Source organism: Pseudomonas sp. FP453, from assembly GCF_030687495.1.
Classification (GTDB): domain Bacteria; phylum Pseudomonadota; class Gammaproteobacteria; order Pseudomonadales; family Pseudomonadaceae; genus Aquipseudomonas.
This window is the reverse complement of the sequence record NZ_CP117435.1, coordinates 5,997,878-6,018,783: the sequence shown is the minus strand read 5'-3', so window position 1 is coordinate 6,018,783 and position 20,906 is coordinate 5,997,878. Positions and strand designations below refer to the sequence as shown.

Genomic DNA, 20,906 nt, shown 5'->3' with positions numbered 1-20,906 from the left:
GGGGTATTCGGATTGTGTATCAGCAAACCCTACGACGATGCCCGAAGTCAGAAGGTCTTGGGCGCAATTGAACAGGTCCGGGTAAATATGGGTGCCACTCTCGGGGCACTTTTTGCCGCTCGCGCTAGTCTTAGCGTGGATCGCTGTGACGCAAGTCACCGCACCTGTCTACGCTATCCTTGTGCGAGACTCACGCAGGAATCCAGCGCAATATGAATGTCCTGATCGTTGAAGACGAACCCCAAGCCCGCGAGCAACTGAGCCGTTTGGTCAGTGAACTCGAGGGTTATACAGTCCTTGAACCGAGCGCCACCACGGGCGAAGAGGCGTTGACGCTGATCGACAGCCTCAAGCCGGATGTGGTGCTGCTCGATATCCGCCTGCCGGGCCTTGATGGCCTGCAAGTCGCCGCCCGCCTGAGCGAACGCGAGTCGCCGCCGGCGCTGGTGTTGTACGCAGGGCCAGAGGATTTCCCCGCGCAGACCCTGGAAGCCAGTGGTGTCAGCTTCCTGGCCAAGCCGGTCGAAGCCGGCGCCCTGCTCAAGGCCCTGAAAAAGGCCGAGCGCCCCAACCGCAGCCAACTCACCGCCTTGACTCAGCCGGCTGCCCAGAGCGGCAACGGGCCGCGCAGCCATATCAGTGCACGTACCCGCAAAGGCATCGAGCTGATTCCCCTGGATCAGGTGGTGTACTTCATTGCCGACCACAAGTACGTGACCCTGCGTCACGAGGCCGGTGAAGTGCTGCTCGATGAGCCGCTCAAGGCCCTGGAAGATGAGTTCGGCGACCGCTTTGTGCGTATTCACCGCAATGCGCTGGTGGCCCGTGACCGTATCGAACGGTTGCAACGCACGCCACTCGGGCACTTTCAGTTGTTCCTGAAGGGGCTCAATGGCGATGCCCTGATCGTCAGCCGACGCCATGTGGCCGGTGTGCGCAAGATGATGCAGCAGCTTTAGCCCAAGGGCCTTGGCGTTGCCTGCAGTCCTTATCCCGGTGCGACGCGGCCAGGGAGGCCCCGCACTTGCTGATTCAAATCAAAGCGTATTTGCCTGAGCTGTTATTATCTGCCGTATCTATTCAGTACGGATTGATCCATGTCCTCTCGCGAAATCCGCATCGCCACCCGTAAAAGTGCCCTGGCCTTGTGGCAGGCCGAATACGTCAAAGCACGCCTTGAGCAGGCCCACCCAGGCCTCGTGGTGTCCCTGGTGCCCATGGTCAGTCGCGGCGACAAGCTGCTCGACTCGCCGCTGTCGAAGATCGGCGGCAAGGGCCTGTTCGTCAAGGAACTGGAAACCGCGCTGCTGGAAAACGAAGCCGACATCGCCGTGCATTCGATGAAAGATGTGCCCATGGACTTCCCCGAAGGCCTGGGCCTTTTTTGTATCTGCGAGCGCGAAGACCCGCGTGATGCCTTCGTTTCCAATACTTATGCCTCCCTGGATGAACTGCCCCTGGGCAGCATCGTCGGCACCTCCAGCCTGCGTCGCCAGGCGCAGTTGCTGACCCGTCGCCCGGACCTGCAGATCCGCTTCCTGCGCGGCAACGTCAATACGCGCCTGGCCAAGCTGGATGCCGGTGAGTATGACGCGATCATCCTGGCCGCCGCCGGGTTGATCCGCCTGGGCTTCGAAGACCGCATCACCTCGGCCATCAGCGTCGAAGACAGCCTGCCAGCCGGTGGCCAGGGCGCCGTGGGCATCGAATGCCGCACCGCCGACAGTGAGATTCACGCACTGCTCAAGCCCCTTGATCACCACGATACCGGAGTGCGCGTCACCGCCGAACGGGCCCTGAACAAGCACCTCAATGGCGGCTGCCAGGTGCCCATCGCCTGCTACGCCGTGCTCGAAGGGGAAAACCTGTGGCTGCGCGGCCTGGTGGGCGACCCGGACGGCGGCACCTTGCTGACTGCCGAGGTGCGTGGCCCGCAACGTGACGCGGCGGCCCTGGGTATTCAGGTCGCCGAAGCGTTGCTGGACAAAGGCGCCGGCGCCATCCTCGAAAAAGTCTACGGCGAGGCCGGCCCGCAGTGACCGACTGGCGTGTGCTGCTGACGCGGCCTGCCGAGGAGTCGTTGTCCTTGGCGGCGTCGTTGTCGGCAGCCGGGATTTTCAGCAGCAGCCTGCCGTTGCTGGACATTGAGCCGTTACCCGTCACACCCGAACAGCAGGCCATCTTTCGTGACCTGGGCCGCTTTTGCGCGGTGATCGTGGTCAGCAAGCCCGCCGCCCGCCTGGCGTTGCAACAGCTGGACCAGGCCTGGCCGCGGTTGCCGTGGTTCAGCGTCGGCGCGGCCACGGGCCAGGTACTGGCCGATCACGGGCTCAACGTTCACTATCCCGACACCGGCGACGACAGTGAGGCCTTGCTTGCACTGCCGGCCTTGCGCGAGGCTATCGCACGGCCCGGTGCCCGGGTGCTGATCCTGCGCGGCGAAGGCGGCCGGGAGTTGCTCGCTGAGCGTTTGCGCGAGCAAGGTGCTAGTGTCGTCTACTTGGAGTTGTACCGTCGGTTCCTGCCGAGCTATGCCGCCGGGACGCTGATGCAACGCATCCAGTTGGAACGCTTGAACGGCCTGGTGGTCAGCAGTGGGCAGGGTTTTTTGCACCTGCAAGCCTTGGCCGGTGCCGATTGGCCACAGGTGGCACAGTTGCCGTTGTTCGTGCCGAGCCCGCGAGTCTATGAGATGGCGCGGGCTGCCGGCGCAGAAAAAGTTGTGGATTGTCGCGGTGCGAGCGCCGCGGCTTTGTTAGTGGCACTGCGCAGCCATCGCGCGACCACTCTCTGATACGCAAAGGACGGATACGTGAGCGAAACAGCCTTGCCCAAAGAAGAAACCCAACCCGCACTCGATGCGCCGGTTGAGTCAGCGGTCACTGCGCCACGCCGTGGCAACGGCCTGGCGATCGTGGCCTTGTTGCTCGGCGCCGCCGGGGTTGCCGCTGGTGGCTGGGGGCTCTGGCAGGTCCGCGCCCTGCAAGCCGGCAGCCAGCAACAGCTGGGCCAGGTGCGCACGCTGGATGACCAGGCCCAATCCCTCAAGCAGAGCCAGCAACAGTTGGCCGCACGCCTGGCGCAGTTGCCCGGCGCGGAGGAGCTTGAAGAGCGGCGCCGCCTGGTGGCCCAGTTGCAGGGCGATCAGCAGCGCCTCAGCCAGCGTCTGGAAACCGTCCTGGGCGCCAGCCGCCAGGATTGGCGCCTGGCGGAAGCCGAGCACCTGATCCGTCTGGCCAGCTTGCGCTTGTCGGCCTTGCAGGATATCAACAGTGCTCAGTCGCTGGTCCAGGGCGCCGACGAGATCTTGCGTGAACAGAGTGATCCGGGTTCCTACGCCGCGCGTGAACAGCTGGCCAAGAGCCTTGCCGCACTGCGCAGCACCGAGCAGCCGGATCGCACCGGGCTGTACCTGCAACTGGCGGCACTGCGCGACCAAGTGGTGCAATTGGCCGCGATTGCCCCCGAATACCAGCTCACCGAGCCGGCCTCCCAAGGGCGTCCGACCACGGATACCGATAGCCGCTGGAGCCAGTGGTGGGAGCAGATCTCGCGCTACTTCCGCATCGACTTCAACCCTGACGACAACATCCGCCCATTGCTGGCCGGCCAAGGCTTGAACCAGGTGCGCCTGGCCCTGAGCCTGGCGCTGGAGCAGGCGCAATGGGCTGCGCTCAACGGCGAGACGGCGGTGTACAGCCGTTCGTTGGGTGAGGCGCGCAGCGTGCTGCAAGACAACTTCAACCAGGACAACCCGCAAAGCAAGGCGATGCTGGCGCGTATCGCCGAGCTTGAGCCCAAGGCCGTGTCGGTGGTGACGCCAGACCTGGCGGCGAGCCTGGCAGCGGTGCAGGCGTACCTTGAGCGTCGCCACTTGTCTGCTGACGAAGCCAAGGCGTCGGCTGGCAAGCCGGCCACCCAGGAGTAAAGCCGATGAAGCGTTTCTATGTGGGCCTCGTGCTGGCGATTGCAATCGCCCTGGCACTGGCGGTGGGCATCTCGAAACACACCGGCTACGTGCTGATTACCTATCCCCACGTGCTGCATTACGAATCGAGCCTGTGGGCGACCTTGGTGGCGGTGTTTGCCTTCGCCCTGGCGATCTACCTGGTACGCCTGCTGTTGAGCCTGGTGACCACCTCCGGTGGCGTGGTCAACCCGTGGTCGCGCCGTAACCGCAGCCGCCGTGTGCAGATCGCCATCGAGCAGGGGCAGATGGACCTCGCCGAAGGCCGCTGGGCCAGTGCCGAGCGCCACTTGCACCGCGCTGCCGAAGCGGAACGCCAACCTTTGCTCTATTACCTCGGCGCCGCGCGTGCGGCGAACGAGCAGGGCCGCTATGCAGAGTCTGACGGTTTGCTGGAGCGCGCCCTGGAGCGTCAGCCCCAGGCCGAACTGGCAATCGCCTTGAGCCATGCGCAACTGCAGCTGGACCGCGGTGACACCGAGGGCGCCCTCGTTACCTTGCAGGCCATGCACGAACGTCATCCCCATAACGCCCAGGTCCTGCGTCAGCTGCAGCGCCTGCATCAGCAGCGTGGCGATTGGTCGTCGGTGATCCGCCTGCTACCCGAGTTGCGCAAGGACAAGGTGCTGCCCGCCGCCGAGCTGGCCGAGCTGGAACGTCGCGCCTGGGGTGAGAACCTCAGCCTGGCGGCCCAGCGTGAAGAGCAGGGCGAAGCCGGCTTGCAATCCCTTGAGCGGGCCTGGCAGCAGTTGACCTCCGCCCAGCGCCAGGAACCGCAGTTGGTTTTGGCGTATGCCGAGCAATTGCGCCAGTTGGGCGCTGACGCCAAGGCTGAAGAAGTGTTGCGTGGCGCGATCAAGCGCGGCTATGACAGCCACCTGATCCGGCTCTATGGCTTGCTGCGTGGCAGCGATCCGGCGCGGCAACTGAAGTTTGCCGAAGGCTGGCTCAAGGACCATCCGGGCGATGCCAGCCTGCTGCTGACCCTGGGTCGCCTGTGCCTGCAAAACAGCTTGTGGGGCAAGGCACGCGACTATCTGGAAAGCAGCCTGCAGGTGCAGCGCAATCCCGAAGCCTGCGCCGAGCTCGCACGCCTGTTGGCCCAGCTGGGGGACACCGAGCGCAGCAACCAGCTGTTCCAGGAAGGCCTGGGCCTTTTGGATAACCGTCTACTCGCCTCTCCGTTGCCGGTACCTGCGCGAGTCTGAAGTAGGAAAGATGAGAGGGTTGGCGCAGATGCTTCTGACAGCCAACCCTTCAAGCCAGCGAAATTCCTCGGTGCAGCGGGATTCGTAACAAACTCCTACGTAGCGCTTCGTTATGTCCTCCGCGCTCTGGCGGGATGTCCTCACGCTTTCGCGGAATCGTCTGCTCTAGCGCGTATTGAAAGGGGTCAGGCCTTTCCTCTACCGTAACGGCCTATCTTCTGCGGTACGGATAAGCAATGTCTTTGGCCCCCTCACGCACCTTGTTTTTCCTGGCGTTCATCGCTGGCGCGCTGACGTTGGGTGTGTCGTTCTACCTGGAATATGGTGCGCTGCTGCGCCCCTGCTTCCTGTGCCAGGTACAGCGGGTGTTTCTTGCCACGTTCATGCTGATCAACGTGATCGCGGCGATCCATAACCCCAAGCGCTCCGGGGCTGGCCTTTACGGGTTGGCAGGCATGGGCTGCGCCTTGTTGGGTGCCTTTACCGCTGCGCGTCAGGTATTGCTGCAAAGTATTTCGTCGGGCGCGCCTCCAGAGTGCTGGCCAAGCCTGCAGGACATGCTGGAAAGGCTGTCCATGTGGCAAGCAGTCCAGGCTATTTTCAATGGCACTGTCGATTGCGTGGAAATCAACTGGACGCTGTTCGATTTGAGCCTCCCGGAGTGGAGCCTGTTGTTCTTCGTCGTGATGCTTGTCCTGGGTCTCATTCCGTTTTCACGGCTGTTGGCCGGCCTGCATTTGCGGCAGGTCTAGCACCTGAATCAGTTCAATGGTTGTAGGACGGGATTAAACACTTGTATGAACTTTCTCTCCTGCGTACCTTGAAGCCATAGTCATGCGGGCATAATCTGGCCCGCACGCGTTATCGAAACCGTTTGTCCGATGCGGCCTTGTCCGGCTGCGGCTTTATCCTTGAAGTGTTGCGCGGGCACCAGGCGGCAGCGCCCCTATAGGGAAGAGAGATCATCATGCTGGAAAGTTGTCAGAATGCTCAGGAACGCTGGGGTGGTGTGCACAAGCTGATCGACAGCTGGTTGAAGGCACGTCATGAACTGGTTCGGGCCTTTGATGCGCTTGGCGCCAAGCCCGAGGCGCTGGCTGAGAACCGCGAGCCGTTGCAGGACTTCTGTGGTGTGTTGGTGGACTACGTGTCAGCCGGCCATTTCGGTGTCTACGAGCAGCTGACCAAGGAGGCGGAAGCCTTCGACGATCAGCGTGGTCTGGACCTCGCTGAAACGATCTACCCACGCATCGATGTGATCACCGAGAAGCTGTTGGTGTTCACCGACCTGTGTGATGCCGGCAACTGTGTGGCCGAGAAATTCAAAGAGTTGGGTGGCCTGCTTCACGAGCGTTTCGAGCTGGAAGACTGCCTGATAGAGGTGCTGCACAACGCCCATAAGGAAGAGCCGGCTACCCAGGCTTGATCCCGGATGGCGAGACAAAAAACGGTGCGCATGGCGCACCGTTTTTTTTGCGCTCAATGGCGGGTGGCGAGCAGTTCGATCTCAAAGACCAGTGGTGTGTAAGGTGCGATCAACTCGCCGGCACCGTCGGCGCCATAGGCCTGGGCAGATGGGATGACCAAACGCCATTTTGCGCCGGTAGGCATTTGTTGCAGTGCGCTGGTCCAGCCACTGATCACGCTGTCCAGGCGAAACCATTGGGGCTGTGCGCTCTGATCGAACACCGTCCCATCGGGCAGCCGCCCCACATACTTCACCTGCACCTCATCCGTTGCCAGCGGCTTGGGCGTATGCTTGGCCATTCGCGCACGCCGCTGGCGGTTTTTTCCTTGGCTAGAAACTGCTGTTCTGCGGCGAGGGCTTTTTCACTTTGCGGTGCCTGTGCATCGGCTTCGTTTTGCGTTTCGTGCTGGGCGAGAAGCTGTTCGATGCGCGCGTTGTCGAGCGCCAGCGGCTTGCCTTGATAGGCTTGCTTGAGCCCGTCGAGCAAGGCCTGGATCTGCAAGTCGGGGACTTCCTGGCGCAAGCGTTCACCGAGGCTGGCGCCCAGGCTGTAGGCAAGGTCGTGCTGGTTCTGCTCAGTGGTTTTGGGCGGTGATTGTTCGCTCGCATTGGCCACCGAAATCGCCAGGCCAAGCACAAGAAAAAGGTAACGCGACATGGGCATCCTCCCGCCGAAAGTGCGACGGATTATGCCAGTGTGAGTGGGTAAAAAGTGCCGGGTATTTTCGTTATAACGATAAGAATTTTCGCGCGGTGCAACGCCGGGCAAACGATACTGTCAACATGCCCTAGCGGCGGTAAGAGCAGAGGGCTAGTATGAGCCGCACCCACGTCAGCCAGGAGGTAAACCATGTCGGCCAAACAGAAGCCTGTAAATACCCCGTTGCATTTACTCCAACAACTTTCGGGCAGCTTGCTCGAACATCTGGAAAGCGCTTGTTCCCAAGCCCTGGCCGATGCAGAAAAACTGCTCGCCAAGCTGGAAAAACAACGCGGTAAAGCGCAAGAAAAGCTGCACAAATCCCGCACCAAACTGCAAGACGCCGCCACTGCCGGCAAGGCCAAGGCACAAGCCAAAGCCAAAGACGCTGTCAAAGAACTCGAGGACCTGCTGGACGCCCTCAAGGATCGCCAAGCTGAAACCCGCGGCTACATTTCCCAACTCAAAAAAGACGCTCAAGAAAGCCTGAAACTGGCCCAGGGCGTTGGTCGTGTGAAGGAAGCCGTGGCTAAAGTGTTGGGTGCTCGTGTACCTGCAAAAGCCGTTGCGGCAAAGGCGCCCGCTAAAGCTGCTGCCAAGCCAGCTGCTAAAACCGCTGCTGCAAAACCAGCCGCTAAGCCAGCTGCCAAAACCGCTGCTGCAAAACCGGCCGCTAAGCCAGCTGCCAAAACCGCTGCTGCAAAACCAGCCGCGAAGCCAGCTGCTAAAACCGCTGCTGCAAAACCAGCCGCGAAGCCAGCTGCTAAAACCGCTGCTGCAAAACCAGCCGCGAAGCCAGTTGCTAAAACTGCCGCTGCAAAACCAGCCGCGAAGCCAGCTGCCAAAACCGCTGCTGCAAAACCAGCCGCGAAGCCAGCTGCTAAAACCGCTGCTGCAAAACCAGCCGCTAAGCCAGCTGCCAAACCTGCTGCTGCGAAACCAGCCGCCAAGCCAGCTGCTAAAACCGCTGCTGCAAAACCAGCCGCTAAACCAGCTGCTGCAAAACCAGCTGTTAAGCCAGTTGCTAAAGCCGCTGCTGCAAAACCAGCCGCTAAACCAGCTGCCAAACCCGCTGTTGCAAAGCCAGCCGCTGCCAAACCAGCACCGGCCAAGCCAGCTGCACCTGCTGCTACCGCGTCCACCGCTCCAACCGCATCGGCCAGCAGCACGCCTGCACCGGTAGCGCCAAGCACCACCCCAACCAGCGCTTCCTAAGTGCCGGTGGCCATGACGCGCAGCTGCTGCAGCGCGTCATGGTCAAGGTTGGCGGCATCCTCAGCCGCCAGTCCTTCCAGCCACTGTTGTTGACCTTCCCCTGCCGGCCATGCCAGCGCCAACGCTTCCAGGCGTGTCAGCAATTCCCGCTCTGCCTCCAACTCCACTGCCTTGATCCGTTCGCGCAGCGCCGCCAATGGCTGATCCTGCTGTGCCATGAGGCGCCATTGCACACGCACCTGTCGTAACGGTTCGATCACCTGCGTGCGCCATGGGCGAGCCAATTGTTGCAAGGCCAGCACGCGATCAGGCGCAGCCGCTACGCCGCGCTGCTCCAGCCAGGCACCACAGAGCAACAGGCACACATCCGCACCTTGTTCCTGCAAGCGCAGGCAAGCGGCTTCGACGCCCGGCCGGGCGTAAGTCGAGAGGGCAAAGCTCCACAGGTCAGCGCACATATTCACACCCAAGCCAGCGGCCAACGAAGCTGGTAGACTCCGCCGCCATTATGATCCGACTTCAAAGCCTAACATTACAGCGTGGCCCGCAACGTCTTCTCGAAGACGCCGAGCTGACCCTGCACGCCGGTCACAAAGCCGGCCTGATCGGTGCCAACGGCGCCGGCAAATCCACGTTGTTCGCCCTGTTGCTGGGTGAGCTGACCCCGGATTCCGGGGACTGCCTGCTGCCCGCCGACTGGCGCATCGCCCATATGCGCCAGGAGATCGACACCCTGGACCGCATCGCGATCGACTACGTGCTCGATGGCGACCTGCGCCTGCGCCAGGTGCAACACGACCTCGCCGAGGCCGAGAAAGCCCAGGACGGCGGCGCCCAGGCGCGCCTGCACGCGGAACTCGACAGTGCCGACGGCTACACCGCCGACGCCCGTGCGCGCAAGATGCTCGCCGGCCTGGGCTTCACCAACGAACAGATGGATCGCCCGGTCGCCGACTTCTCCGGCGGCTGGCGCATGCGCCTGAACCTGGCCCAGGCGCTGATGTGCCCGTCCGACCTGCTGCTGCTCGACGAACCGACCAACCACTTGGACCTCGATGCGATCCTGTGGCTGGAGGATTTCCTCAAGAGCTACCAGGGCACCTTGCTGCTGATTTCCCACGACCGGGATTTCCTCGACGCCGTGGTCGATAACATTGCCCACGTCGAACAGAAGAAAATCACCCTCTACCGTGGCGGCTACACCGCGTTCGAGCGCGCCCGTGCCGAACGCCTGGCCCAACAGCAGCAGGCGTTCGAGAAGCAGCAGGCGCAACGTGCGCACATGGAAAGCTACATCGCCCGGTTCAAGGCCCAGGCCACCAAGGCCCGCCAGGCCCAGAGCCGGATCAAGGCCCTGGAGCGCATGGAAGAACTGTCGGCGGCCCACGTCGATTCGCCGTTCGACTTTGTGTTCCGCGAGTCGGTGAAAATCTCCAGCCCGTTGCTGCTGGACCTCTCGGATGCACGCCTGGGTTATGGCGAAAAAACCATCCTGGAAAAAGTGAAGTTGCAGCTCACGCCGGGCGCGCGCATCGGTCTGCTGGGCCCCAACGGCGCGGGCAAGTCGACGCTGATCAAGAACCTCTCCGGCGAACTGCAACCCCTGGCCGGTCGCCTGACCCGTGGCGAGAACCTGGTGGTGGGCTACTTCGCCCAGCATCAGCTGGACTCCCTCGACGCCAAGGCCAGCCCGCTGTTGCACCTGCAACGCCTGGCGCCGACCGAGCGCGAACAGGTGCTGCGCGACTTCCTCGGCGGCTTCGACTTCCGTGGCGCGCGTATCGATGAGCCGGTGCTGAATTTCTCCGGCGGCGAAAAAGCCCGCCTGGCCCTGGCGTTGATCGCCTGGGACCGGCCGAACCTGTTGCTGCTCGACGAACCGACCAACCACCTGGACCTGGAAATGCGCCTGGCGCTGACCATGGCCTTGCAGGAATTCAGCGGTGCCGTCCTGGTGGTGTCTCACGACCGCCACTTGCTCAAGAGCACCACCGACAACTTCCTGCTGGTGGCCGACGGCAAAGTCGAAGAATTCGACGGCGACCTCGACGACTACGCGCGCTGGCTGACGGATTACCGCCTGCGCAACGCGCCGGTCAGCAACTCGCCGGTCAACCCGGACAAGACCGACAAGAAAGCCCAGCGCCAGGCCGCCGCTGCCTTGCGCCAACAACTGGCGCCGCACAAGCGTGAAGCCGACAAGCTGGAAGCCGAACTGGGCAAGGTGCATGAGCGCCTGGCCAAGATCGAAGCCAGCCTGGGCGACAGCGCCGTGTACGAAGCCGCCCGCAAGGATGAACTGCGCGACCTGCTGGCCGAACAGGCCAAGCTCAAGGTGCGTGAAGGGCAATTGGAGGAAACCTGGATGGAAGCCCTCGAATTGCTCGAAACCCTGCAAGCGCAGCTGGAAGCGCTGTCCTGATGGAAGCCTTGCAGTTGCCGCTGCCGCCGCAGTGGGTCGAGCCGATCTGGATCGGCGTGCAGATCCTGCTGATCCTGCTGGCCGGCTACCTGGCGCAGCGTTTTGTCGCCAAGGGCCTGACGCGCCTGGGCGAGCGCTACCCGTTCCCGCCGCAACTGCTGATGCCGCTGCGCGGTGGCTTGCGCTGGTTGATCATGGGCAGCGCGCTGATCTTTGTGCTGGAACGCGTGGGCGTGTCCGCCACGGTGCTGTGGACGGCGCTGTCGGGGTTTGTCGCCGTGGCGGCCGTGGCGTTTTTTGCCATGTGGTCGGTGCTGTCCAACCTGCTGTGCGCGATCCTGATCTTTACCGTCGGGCCGTTCCGCATCGGCGACATCGTGGAGCTGGTGGACACCGTGGACAAACCGGGCGTGAAGGGCCGCGTCGTGGCGATCAACCTGCTGTACACCACGCTGATCGAAGTGGCCGAAGCCGGTACCGACAGCGCGATGGTGCAGGTGCCTAACAGCCTGTTCTTCCAGCGTTCGGTGCGCCGCTGGACCAGCCCCGCGTAAAAATTCTATAGCCAGGCCTCGGTCGTCGGAGTTAGCTTAACGCTCACGACAGATTTGAAACGAGGTGTGTAATGGCACTCGATACATGGCTGGCCTTTTTCGTGGCCAGTTGGATCATCTCCCTTTCCCCCGGTGCCGGTGCCATCGCCTCGATGTCCAGCGGCCTGCAATACGGTTTTGCGCGCGGTTACTGGAATGCCATTGGCCTGCAAATCGGCCTGGCGATGCAGATTGCCGTGGTCGCCGGCGGCCTGGGTGCGATTCTGGCGACGTCGTCTACCGCGTTCTATGCGATCAAATGGTTTGGCGTGGCGTACCTGGTGTACCTGGCGATCAAGCAATGGCGCGCCTTGCCCATGGACATGTCCGATGACGCGGCCGTGCGCCCGATCGGCAAGCCGATGGCGATGATGTTCCGTGGCTTCCTGGTCAATGCGAGCAACCCCAAGGCCTTGGTGTTCATGCTGGCGGTGTTGCCGCAGTTCGTGAACCCGCAGGCGCCGCTGGTGATCCAGTACGTGATCCTGGGCGCGACGATGATCTGCGTGGATATGATCGTGATGGCGGGGTATACGGGGTTGGCGGCGAAGGTGTTGCGCTTGTTGCGTACGCCGAAGCAGCAGAAGCGGATGAATCGTACGTTTGCCGGGTTGTTTGTCGGCGCCGCCGGCTTCCTCGCCAGCCTGCACCGCGCCACGGCATAACTGACGAAACCGGATCAAAACTGTGGGGGCTGGCTTGCCTGCGATAGCGGTGTATCTGATACACCGCTATCGCAGGCAAGCCAGCTCCCACATTGATTTGTGTTAGCCGCGTTATCGAGGATCAGCGCAGGATCTTCGGCGCTTCATCCCTCGGCAGGTTATTGCGCAACACGGGTTGGCCGGGTTCTTGATACCCGCCATCCAACTGCTCCGCCAGCTGCCGCGCCACATCCTCACCCAACGTTTTCGACACGTCCTTCACCACCCGTGGCCGGTTCAGGTTCACGCGCACGTCGCGGCTGTTCACCAGCTTGGTGTCTTGCCCTTCACCCATGGCGGTAAACGCCGAGGTGATTTCGAAGGTGCGCGTGTTGATCAGGCTGAAATCCGCCACCAACGTCAGGCTCAGCACCGCCGAGTAGCTGTTGGTGCGGTCGATGGCGTTGAGGTCCTGGGTGAAGTCGATGTCGGACAGGGTGCCAAACAGCACGTAGTCCGCGCCCTTGAAGTTGCCGGCCTTGATCCGCTTGATCACGTCATACACGTCACCCTTGGCGTCGGCGGTGTAGGGCGTGCCTTGCACCAACTGGAACTGGCGCGACTTGAGGATCTCGCCCTTGATGTCGCCGCTGAATTTGCGCAGCTCAAGCTGCTCGATGTAGCTGGAGCGGCTCTCGAACTCGGCGTAGCTCGACGCGCCGCTGGCGTGGTAGCCGCTGGCCTGGAAGTTGTTGCTGGCCGACACCGCGTGGATGTATTCCTCGACCCGCGCCTGATAGGCCAGGTCGGTCACCGCGATTTTCGGTGCGGCCGAGGCGCCAAAGGCGCATAGCAGGCCGATCATGCCGATCCATGTACGCATGGCTTAGCGCTCCGTGGTCTTGCGGATTTCTTTTTCGTCCATCCACTCGGCCAGGCCGCTTTCCACGTCCACCAGTTGCAGGCTGAACTTGTAGAACACGTCCTTGTAATCCGAGCTGCGCTTGACGATGGAGCTGATGGAGCCTTCCAGGCGGTACTTGGCGGCGACCATGTTGCCGGTCTTGCTCACCGTGGACTTCTTGTACAGGCCGCTCTGGTTCTGCAGCTTGAGCTGGTCGACCTGGCTTTGCATGTCGGTGTTGTCGCTGGCGAAGCGTGCGGTGCCGGTCTTCATCAGTTGGGTCTTGATCGACGTGGTGATCTCGCGGGTGTCGATGTACTCGCTGGTCTTGTTCTTCACGTCATACACCTGCACCACCGGGCGGCCTTGCAGGATGCCGGACTGGGCGAGCGAGCGGGTCATGCTTTCGGCGATCATCTGCAGGTCGGTGGAGCCGAACTCGTTGGTCACGGTTTCCACGGCCTTGGTGTCGCCGTAGCTGATGTTCTTGCTGCCCAGCACCGGCGAGGTGTTGGAGCAACCGCTGGCCAGGACGGCAACCACGGCAAGGATCGAGAAGCGTGCAAACATGGGGGAATCTCTCCAGAGCTGAATAGGGGCGGGCGTCAAGGCGTCTTCACTTCAAGGCGGAAGTCCGCGGCTTGAGGCAAGTTGGCAATGGCCGGCAGGAAGGTCGCCTGGTTGGCGTACAGGTTCAGCACTTTCCAGGTGTCTTCGTCGCCCACCGGGAAGCCGTCGGCCCCCAGCCAGGCGAAGCGGTAATACATCGTCTGGTTGCTGCTGGTGATATTGCTCAGCTGCACCTTGGCGGTGAGGAAGCCGTTCTCGCGCGCCACGCGGATGGCGCCGACGGCGATGCCCTTGAACTTGCCCATCACTACGATTTTGCTCGCCGCACTGCCGGGTTCCGGTGGCGGCGGGGTGGCGCAGCCGGCCAGCAGGACCAGCGCCAGGGCGCCGAGGATGAAATGACGCATAACGTGCTCCTTAAGGTTGTTTGAGGGCGATGGCCTGGGTGGTCGGGCTCGGCACCACGTGGGCCGCCAGGCCGCCGGCGAACACCTGGTTGCCGACCACGCGCAGGGTGATCACTTGGTAGCGCTGGTCGGCCTTGACGGTCACCCGCGTGCCGCCCAGGGCGTTGGGCAGGCTGACCTGGTGCTCGCCGCGCTTGAGGCGCAGGCGCGTGACCTGGGTCAGGTCCGGCAGGGTGCGCCAGGTGCGTGTGTCGGCGCCTTCGGTGACGGCCGAGGCGATGCCCAGCACCAGCCCGGCCATGGGGTTGGTCTTGTTCAGGTTGTTTTGCGTCACGCCACGGGTCACGGCGCGCACGGTGGTGCGCAGGATGATCCCCGGCATGTCATCGCGCAGGGCGCGGCGCGACATGGCGGTGGTGCTGTTGAGTGCGGTGAGGTTCTGTTGCTGGCCATCGACGCCGATCTGCGCGAAGTGCGCGGTGGAGGTGTCGGCCTTGATCACCGGGAATGACAGCGGGGTAATCACCAGATGGCCGTCGATCGGAATCGGCAGCGGCAGGCGGATCGAATCACGCGCCGGCGCCAGGCCGCTCTGCACCACGATCAGCACGTCGGTTTCATCGGCGCCGAGGCTGCTTTTGTCGAGGTCGAGCAGGGCTTGTTCCAGCAACGGCGTGTTCGGGCGCAACTCGGCGGCCTTGCGGTAGCCGGGGGCGGCCAGGTCTTTTTCGCCGAGGGCTTCGTAGACGAAACCAGCGAGGTAATGGCTGAACGCGCTTTGATAGCTGTTCTTCAGGCCGACCACTTCCGGCGCGTCGAGGGTTTCCACTGGGTAGCCACGCAGGTCCTTGAACTGCGTCGTCACGCCCTGGCGTTCGGCTTCGTTCTCGCGCTTGAGGTATTCCTTGTCGCGCAGGTCGGCGATCACCGCTTCGCGTTCGTGGGTCTTCTTGATCTCGGTGCGGGCGCCGTCGAAGTCGTTCAGGGCCAGCAGGTTCAGGGCCATTTGCGTGGTCAGCATGACTTTTTCGTAGTCATAGCCTTCGTAGCGACGCACCTTGTCGTTGGCGAGGAAACTGCCGAACTGGGCGAGGTAGCGCTCGCTGTCGAACTTGACCGACTCTTCCCACTTGTAGACTTGCAGGTCGGCGCTGCGCCAGGCGATCTGGCTGCCGCTGAGGTCGCCCTTGGCCCGCAGCAATTCACCCTTTTCGAAGAAATACAGCAGGTCCTTGTCTTCGCCGCTGTTGTTTTTCTCCAGCAGGGTCAGCGCGGCCTCGACATTGCCGCTGACCAACTGCTGGTTGGTGGCTTGCAGCTCGCTGTCGTAGCTGCGAAACATCGAGCAACCCGACAGCAAGGTGACCGCCGCGAGTGCGAGCGGGGTAACGGCGCGAAATGCCATGCAGACTTCTTCCCTGAACGTAACCAGCTGATGTGCCAATTCCTCATTAAAACGAGGAAATAAAGACCCTTTCGCGATAACAGGGCGCGGCATTATAGGCGCCATAGCTGGCAAAACAATGGCTTTTTGCCTGGGGGATAGGTGGGGGCGCCATCACTGTTTCGACGCTATTCCCTGCGTCAAATCACTAACGCCTTGAGTCAAAGCGCTTAACGTTAAACAATATGTTACTTCGTATTTCCCTTTGAGATTCATTCATGACTGCCCCCTTCCGTTTTCTCGCCTGGCTGATGCTGCCGGCGTTGATGTCGTGCAGCTCTCATCTGCTGGCCGCGACGACCGAGGGCGCTCCACAAGCCCTGCATTTGTTGGACTACATTGGCGCCGACTACCCGCCGACGGTGGAGGCGGGCAAGGTTGTCGATGATTCCGAGTACCGTGAGCAGCTTGAGTTTCTTGGGGTGTTGCAGGGTTTGGTGGCGGATCTGCCGGCCAAGCCCGAGCGCGCCGAGTTGATCAGCGGCGTTGATGAGTTGCTGGCAGCAGTCACTGCCCATGCGGAGGGCGCGACCGTCGCCCGCCAGGCCCGGCAGTTGGGCGCCAAGCTGGCGGTGGCCTATGAAGTCAGCCAGGCCCCGGCGATCACTCCCGACCCTGTGCGCGGCGCGCCGCTCTACGCCCAGCAGTGCTCGGTGTGCCACGGCGCTGCCGGCGCCGGTGATGGCCCAGCGGGCACCGGCATGACGCCGCCGCCCGCCAACCTGACGGACGCCACGCGCCTGGATCGCCTGAGCCTGTATGCGATCTACAACACCCTCGGCCTGGGCGTCGAAGGCACCGACATGCCGTCCTTTGCCGACCAGCTGGACGACCGCCAGCGCTGGGACCTGGCCACCTACATCGCCGGCTTCACCGCCGACCCGGCTGCGGCCAAGAGCGAGCAACCGTTCAACCTCGCCGACCTGGCCCGCCAGACCCCGAACGAAGTGCTGGCAGCCAGCGGCCCAGCCGCCGCCGCGACCTTCCGCGCCCAGCGCGCACAACCGCCGCAGGTCAAGCGTGGCCCGGCGCAGTTGCTCGACTACACCGCGAGCACCCTGGACAAGAGCCTCGCCGCGTTCCGCAACGGTGATCACGAGCAGGCCTACGACTTGTCCGTCGCCGCCTACCTCGAAGGCTTCGAGCTGGTGGAAAGCTCCCTGGATAACGTCGACGCCAACCTGCGCAAGGACACTGAGAAAGCCCTGATGGCCTATCGGCAATCGTTGCAGGACGGGCTGCCGATCGAACAAGTGCAGCAGCGCCTGGATGTGGCCAAGGGCAAGCTGACTGAGTCCGCCGGCCTGCTGGGCAGCGATGGCCTGAGCTGGTCGCTGAGCTACATCTCCGGTTTGCTGATCCTGCTGCGCGAAGGCCTGGAAGCGATCCTGGTATTGGCGGCGATCCTCGCGTTCCTGCGTAACACCGGCCAGCAGTCGGCGGTGCGCAGTGTCAACGTTGGCTGGGGCCTGGCGCTGCTGGCGGGCTTGGCCACCTGGGCGCTGGCGGCGTATGTGATTGACGTCAGCGGTGCCCAGCGTGAACTGCTGGAAGGCTGCACGGCGCTGTTTGCCAGCGTGATGGTGCTGTGGCTCGGCGTGTGGATGCACGACCGCCGCCATGCTGCTGCGTGGCAGGACTACATCAAGAGCAGCCTGGTGGGCGGCGGCGGGCGCTTCGGTTTTGCGATGCTGGCGTTCTTCTCGGTGTATCGCGAGCTGTTCGAAGTGATCCTGTTTTATGAAACCCTGTGGCTGCAAGCCGGCCCGGCTGGGCACAACGCCGTGTTGGCGGGTGGCGCCACGGCGCTGGTGCTGTTGGTGGGCCTGGCGTGGGTGATCCTGCGCGGCTCGGCGAAGCTGCCGTTGGCGCTGTTCTTCGGCATCAATGCGGCGCTGTTGTGCGCGTTGTCGGTGGTGTTTGCCGGGCATGGCGTGAAGGCATTGCAGGAGGCCGGGATCTTTGGCACACGGCCGGTGGCGTTCTTTGACTTTGATTGGCTGGGGATTCATGCCGATGCGTACTCGTTGAGTGCGCAGGCGGTGGCGATCCTGGCGATTGTGGTGTTGTATGGCCGCAGTCGGTTGGCCGAGAAGCGTCGCGCCACTATTTAATCGGGCACAGTCAGTGTGGGAGCGGGCTTGCCCGCGATTGCGGTGTGTCAGTCGATGTAGGTGTTGGCTGATCCGACGCTATCGCGGGCAAGCCCGCTCCCACATTGGATAGATGTTGTTTCTGGAAGGTGTGTTTATGCGCGTATGGATCGATGCCGACGCCTGCCCTCGGGCAGCCAAGGACCAGGTGGTGAAGTTCGCCCTCAAGCGCCAGTTCGAAGTGGTGTTGGTGGCCGGGCAGAGCCAGATCAAGCCGAGCTTTTCATGCGTAAAGCTGATCGTGGTCCCCAGCGGCCCGGATGCGGCGGATGACTACCTGGTGGAACACGCGGTGCCCGGTGAGTTGGTGATCTGCAGCGATGTACCGCTGGCTGATCGCCTGGTGAAGAAGGGCGTCACCGCCCTAGACCCACGGGGCAAGGAGTTCAGCCCGGCGAACATGAGTGAACGCCTGGCGGTGCGCAACCTGTTCACCGATCTGCGCGAACAGGGCCAGATGGGCGGCGGGCCACCGCCCCATGGCGAGAAGGACAAGCAGGCATTTGCCAATGCCCTGGACCGTATCCTGACCCGATTGATGCGGGCCGGTTAGTCGTTCTCGTGGGTCAACTCCAGCACCCGATCCACCAGCTTGTTGATGCCTGAAGCCACCTCGCTGATGCTCTTGCCCACCATATAGGCCGGCGTGCTCACCAGCTTGCGCGCCTTGTCTTCAACGATATCGTCCACTGCACATTCCTGGTGGGTGGCGCCCATCTTGTCCAGCGCCGCCGCCGTGTCGGCGCAGTTGCCGATGGTGCAGGTCACGCCGGGGCCGTAGATTTTTGCCGCCAGGGCCGGGGAGATGCAGATCAGCCCCACCGGCTTGCCCGCTTCGGCGAAGGCTTCGGCCAACGCCAAGACCTGCGGGTTGACGCTGCAACCGGCGCCTGCCACGGCAAAGTTGGACAGGTTCTTCGCCGCCCCAAACCCGCCCGGCACGATCAGCGCGTCGAAGTCGTCGGCGTTGGCTTCACCGATGTCCTTCACCTCGCCGCGGGCGATACGCGCCGACTCCACCAGCACGTTGCGGGTCTCGGGCATCTCCTCGCCGGTGAGGTGGTTGATCACGTGCAGTTGCGCAATGTCGGGGGCAAAGCATTGGACCTGAGCGCCGCGCTGGTCCAGGCGCAGCAGGGTGATCACGCTTTCTTGGACCTCGGCGCCGTCGTACACGCCACAGCCGGAAAGGATCACTGCAATCTTTTTGCTCATGGGCATTTCTCCTGGGTTCATGGCGTTAAATGTCTACTATATTTGTCACCTGTTGCCAATGGGCTCTTGCGCCGCTACACCTACTCTAGATGTAACAAAAATAGACCGGACTAGCCCATGGACTTCGTGCCTTACGCGGTACCGTTTTTCATCGCCTTGATCGTGGTGGAGCTGCTCGCCGACCGCTGGCGTGGCGAGCGCAACTATCGGGTGGCGGACGCCATCAACAGCCTCAGCACCGGTGTGCTGTCCACCACCACGGGGTTGTTGACCAAGGGCGTGGGCCTGTTGACCTACGCTTTCGCCCTCAAGCACCTGGCGCTGTTTGACTTGCCGGCCCAGAACCCCTGGACCTGGATGTTCGCCTTTGTCTTCTATGACTTCTGCTACTACTGGCTGCACCGCATGGGCCACGAGCGCAATATCCTCTGGGCCGCGCACTCGGTGCATCACCAGAGCGAGGACTACAACCTCAGCACCGCCCTGCGCCAGACCAGCACCGGCTTCCTGCTGAGCTGGATCTTCTACCTGCCGCTGGCCGTGGTCGGCGTGCCGCTGGTGGTGTTTATCAGCGTGGCCTCCCTCAACCTGCTGTACCAATTCTGGGTGCACACGCGCCATGTGCCGAAGCTTGGCTGGTACGAGTGGTTCTTCGTCACGCCGTCCAATCATCGGGCGCACCATGCACAGAACGCTCTCTACATGGATCGCAACTACGGCGGGGTGTTCATTATTTGGGACCGCCTGTTCGGCACCTTCCAGGAAGAAGACGACAACGAACCGGTGATTTTCGGCGTGACCACACCCCTGGCCAGTTGGAACCCGCTGTGGGCCAACCTGCAGTTTTATGCACAGCTGTGGAGTGATGCGCGGCGCACCGAGCGTTGGTGGGACAAGCTGCGCATCTGGTTCATGCGTACCGGCTGGCGCCCGGCAGATGTGAAGGCCAAGTACCCGTTGGCCAAGCACGACTTGAGTCAGTTCCGTAAGTTCGAGGTGGCGCTGGACGTGCGCCAACAGGTGTACATCGCCCTGCAGTTTGCCGCGTATGTGGGCTTTGGCAGCTACCTGATGAATTTCGGCGAGGGGTTGCCCACGGCCGCGCTGATCCTGGGTTGGAGTGCGATGGCGCTGGGCTTGTTTACCTTGGGCGTGGCCCTGGAGAACCGCCCGTGGGCATTGAAGGCCGAACTGGCGCGGCTGGCGCTGAACGTGCCGCTGGTGTGGCTGGCACCGCAGGTGGGGCTGTGGCCGGCCAGCAACCTGGGCTGGCTGGGCCTGCTGAGCTACAGCCTGCTCAGCGTGATCGGCCTCTACTGCTGTAGAAGCCGGCTTACTCGACTGGCGTCTTAGTCGTTTCGACCGGGGCCGGCTCGGCGGCGAGCCGGGCCTTGGCGTCGGCACACGCCTCGCGGGCGATACGCGCGTTCTTGAAGCGGCGACGCAGCCACAGGCCGAAGCCCAGGACCAGCAAGGCGCCCAGCACCCACAGCTCGTACTTCTTGACGCTGCCCAGCATGCCTTCCAGCACCGCGCCGAAGTGGTACGCCGCGGCGCCCAGTGCGGCCGCCCAGATCGCCGCGCCAATCCCGTTGAGGATCAGGTAGCGCAACGGTGGGTAGCCGGACAGGCCAATCGCTACCGGCATGACCGTGCGCAATCCGTAAACAAAGCGGAAGCTCAATACCCAGAGATCCGGGTGCTTGCGGATATGCCCCAGGGCCTTGTCGCCCATCAATTGCCAGCGGGGCTTGCGGGCCAACAATTTGCGCCCGTGCTTGCGGCCCATGTAATACCAAAGCTGGTCGCCGGCGTAGCTGCCAAAAAAGGCAACGACCACCACCAGGTTGATATCCATGTACCCACGGAACGCCAGGAAGCCTGCGAGAACCAGGATGGTCTCGCCTTCAAAGAAGGTGCCCAGGAAGAGCGCAAAGTAGCCGAAGTCATGCAGAAATTGTTGAAGCATGGTCTGGGGGTGCTGGCGAAATGAACG

At 62.7% G+C, this 20,906-nt stretch carries 21 protein-coding genes and 1 pseudogene; 14 read left to right on the top strand and 8 right to left on the bottom strand.

The genetic code is table 11. The features are described 5' to 3' along the window. Window positions 1-212: 212 nt before the first annotated feature. From PSH87_RS27540 to PSH87_RS27510, 7 genes are all read left to right on the top strand, one after another. Complete coding sequence (locus PSH87_RS27540) at window positions 213-959, top strand: LytTR family DNA-binding domain-containing protein (protein ID WP_017736980.1); 747 nt, start codon at window positions 213-215, stop codon at window positions 957-959. A 138-nt stretch (window positions 960-1,097) separates the two neighbouring features. Beyond that, window positions 1,098-2,039 carry a hydroxymethylbilane synthase gene (gene hemC / locus PSH87_RS27535; RefSeq protein ID WP_305431809.1) on the top strand — a complete coding sequence of 314 codons (942 nt, stop codon included), beginning with the start codon at window positions 1,098-1,100 and terminating at the stop codon, window positions 2,037-2,039. Continuing rightward, on the top strand, window positions 2,036-2,794 hold the full coding sequence (locus tag PSH87_RS27530; protein WP_305431808.1) for a uroporphyrinogen-III synthase: 759 nt from the start codon (window positions 2,036-2,038) through the stop codon (window positions 2,792-2,794). The genes hemC and PSH87_RS27530 overlap by 4 nt, the downstream gene beginning before the upstream one ends. A gap of 18 nt (window positions 2,795-2,812) precedes the next feature. Beyond that, entirely contained in the window at window positions 2,813-3,928 is a 1,116-nt protein-coding gene (locus PSH87_RS27525; protein WP_305431807.1) for a uroporphyrinogen-III C-methyltransferase, read from the top strand. 5 nt (window positions 3,929-3,933) lie between these two features. After that, window positions 3,934-5,175, top strand: coding sequence for a heme biosynthesis protein HemY (locus PSH87_RS27520; RefSeq protein ID WP_305431806.1), 1,242 nt, complete (start codon window positions 3,934-3,936; stop codon window positions 5,173-5,175). 236 nt (window positions 5,176-5,411) lie between these two features. Beyond that, window positions 5,412-5,927: a disulfide bond formation protein B gene (locus PSH87_RS27515; protein WP_305431805.1), complete on the top strand. Its 516-nt coding sequence runs from the start codon at window positions 5,412-5,414 to the stop codon at window positions 5,925-5,927. 215 nt (window positions 5,928-6,142) lie between these two features. Continuing rightward, window positions 6,143-6,601, top strand: a complete 459-nt coding sequence (locus PSH87_RS27510) for an Rsd/AlgQ family anti-sigma factor (protein WP_017736974.1) — start codon at window positions 6,143-6,145, stop codon at window positions 6,599-6,601. A gap of 53 nt (window positions 6,602-6,654) precedes the next feature. Here PSH87_RS27510 and PSH87_RS27505 read toward each other — a convergent pair. Further along, window positions 6,655-7,301: pseudogene (locus PSH87_RS27505) on the bottom strand (FKBP-type peptidyl-prolyl cis-trans isomerase). 192 nt (window positions 7,302-7,493) lie between these two features. Between PSH87_RS27505 and PSH87_RS27500 the strand changes: the two are divergent. Beyond that, entirely contained in the window at window positions 7,494-8,558 is a 1,065-nt protein-coding gene (locus tag PSH87_RS27500; protein WP_305431803.1) for an AlgP family protein, read from the top strand. Here the strand turns inward: PSH87_RS27500 and PSH87_RS27495 are convergent. Further along, window positions 8,555-9,016, bottom strand: coding sequence for a TIGR02444 family protein (locus tag PSH87_RS27495; protein ID WP_305431801.1), 462 nt, complete (start codon window positions 9,014-9,016; stop codon window positions 8,555-8,557). The genes PSH87_RS27500 and PSH87_RS27495 overlap by 4 nt on opposite strands. Window positions 9,017-9,066: 50 nt before the next feature. On the opposite strand from PSH87_RS27495, the gene PSH87_RS27490 reads away from it, so the two are divergent. From PSH87_RS27490 to PSH87_RS27480, 3 genes are all read left to right on the top strand, one after another. Further along, window positions 9,067-10,980 (top strand): ATP-binding cassette domain-containing protein, encoded by a 1,914-nt coding sequence (locus PSH87_RS27490; RefSeq protein ID WP_305431800.1) that lies wholly within the window; start codon window positions 9,067-9,069, stop codon window positions 10,978-10,980. Continuing rightward, a complete protein-coding gene (locus PSH87_RS27485; protein WP_017736968.1) occupies window positions 10,980-11,534 on the top strand; it encodes a mechanosensitive ion channel family protein in 555 nt (184 codons plus the stop codon). The genes PSH87_RS27490 and PSH87_RS27485 overlap by 1 nt, the downstream gene beginning before the upstream one ends. Before the next feature lie 71 nt (window positions 11,535-11,605). Continuing rightward, complete coding sequence (locus PSH87_RS27480) at window positions 11,606-12,238, top strand: LysE family transporter (protein ID WP_017736967.1); 633 nt, start codon at window positions 11,606-11,608, stop codon at window positions 12,236-12,238. Window positions 12,239-12,359: 121 nt separating this feature from the next. On the opposite strand, the gene PSH87_RS27475 is transcribed toward PSH87_RS27480, so the two are convergent. Genes PSH87_RS27475 through PSH87_RS27460 form a run of 4 tightly spaced genes read right to left on the bottom strand, consistent with a single transcriptional unit; the run spans window position 12,360 to window position 15,503 of the window. Next, window positions 12,360-13,100, bottom strand: a complete 741-nt coding sequence (locus PSH87_RS27475) for a penicillin-binding protein activator LpoB (protein ID WP_305431798.1) — start codon at window positions 13,098-13,100, stop codon at window positions 12,360-12,362. A gap of 3 nt (window positions 13,101-13,103) precedes the next feature. Next, window positions 13,104-13,691 carry a penicillin-binding protein activator LpoB gene (gene lpoB / locus PSH87_RS27470; RefSeq protein ID WP_017736965.1) on the bottom strand — a complete coding sequence of 196 codons (588 nt, stop codon included), beginning with the start codon at window positions 13,689-13,691 and terminating at the stop codon, window positions 13,104-13,106. Window positions 13,692-13,726: 35 nt separating this feature from the next. Continuing rightward, window positions 13,727-14,098 carry a YcfL family protein gene (locus PSH87_RS27465; protein WP_017530843.1) on the bottom strand — a complete coding sequence of 124 codons (372 nt, stop codon included), beginning with the start codon at window positions 14,096-14,098 and terminating at the stop codon, window positions 13,727-13,729. Window positions 14,099-14,108: 10 nt separating this feature from the next. After that, the gene (locus tag PSH87_RS27460; RefSeq protein ID WP_305431795.1) at window positions 14,109-15,503 is read right to left on the bottom strand and encodes a COG3014 family protein; all 1,395 of its coding nucleotides are present in this window, start codon (window positions 15,501-15,503) and stop codon (window positions 14,109-14,111) included. A 257-nt stretch (window positions 15,504-15,760) separates the two neighbouring features. Between PSH87_RS27460 and PSH87_RS27455 the strand changes: the two genes are divergently transcribed. Together PSH87_RS27455 and PSH87_RS27450 are read left to right on the top strand one after the other, a co-directional pair. After that, window positions 15,761-17,656 carry an FTR1 family protein gene (locus tag PSH87_RS27455; RefSeq protein ID WP_305431793.1) on the top strand — a complete coding sequence of 632 codons (1,896 nt, stop codon included), beginning with the start codon at window positions 15,761-15,763 and terminating at the stop codon, window positions 17,654-17,656. A 136-nt stretch (window positions 17,657-17,792) separates the two neighbouring features. Next, the gene (locus PSH87_RS27450) at window positions 17,793-18,248 is read left to right on the top strand and encodes a YaiI/YqxD family protein (protein ID WP_124526870.1); all 456 of its coding nucleotides are present in this window, start codon (window positions 17,793-17,795) and stop codon (window positions 18,246-18,248) included. Here the strand turns inward: PSH87_RS27450 and elbB are convergent. After that, window positions 18,245-18,910 (bottom strand): isoprenoid biosynthesis glyoxalase ElbB, encoded by a 666-nt coding sequence (elbB, locus tag PSH87_RS27445; protein WP_305431792.1) that lies wholly within the window; start codon window positions 18,908-18,910, stop codon window positions 18,245-18,247. The genes PSH87_RS27450 and elbB overlap by 4 nt on opposite strands. A 117-nt stretch (window positions 18,911-19,027) precedes the next feature. On the opposite strand from elbB, the gene PSH87_RS27440 reads away from it, so the two are divergent. Further along, entirely contained in the window at window positions 19,028-20,263 is a 1,236-nt protein-coding gene (locus PSH87_RS27440; protein ID WP_305431790.1) for a sterol desaturase family protein, read from the top strand. On the opposite strand, the gene PSH87_RS27435 is transcribed toward PSH87_RS27440, so the two are convergent. After that, window positions 20,244-20,879, bottom strand: a complete 636-nt coding sequence (locus PSH87_RS27435; protein WP_017736959.1) for a DedA family protein — start codon at window positions 20,877-20,879, stop codon at window positions 20,244-20,246. The genes PSH87_RS27440 and PSH87_RS27435 overlap by 20 nt on opposite strands. Window positions 20,880-20,906: the final 27 nt, after the last annotated feature.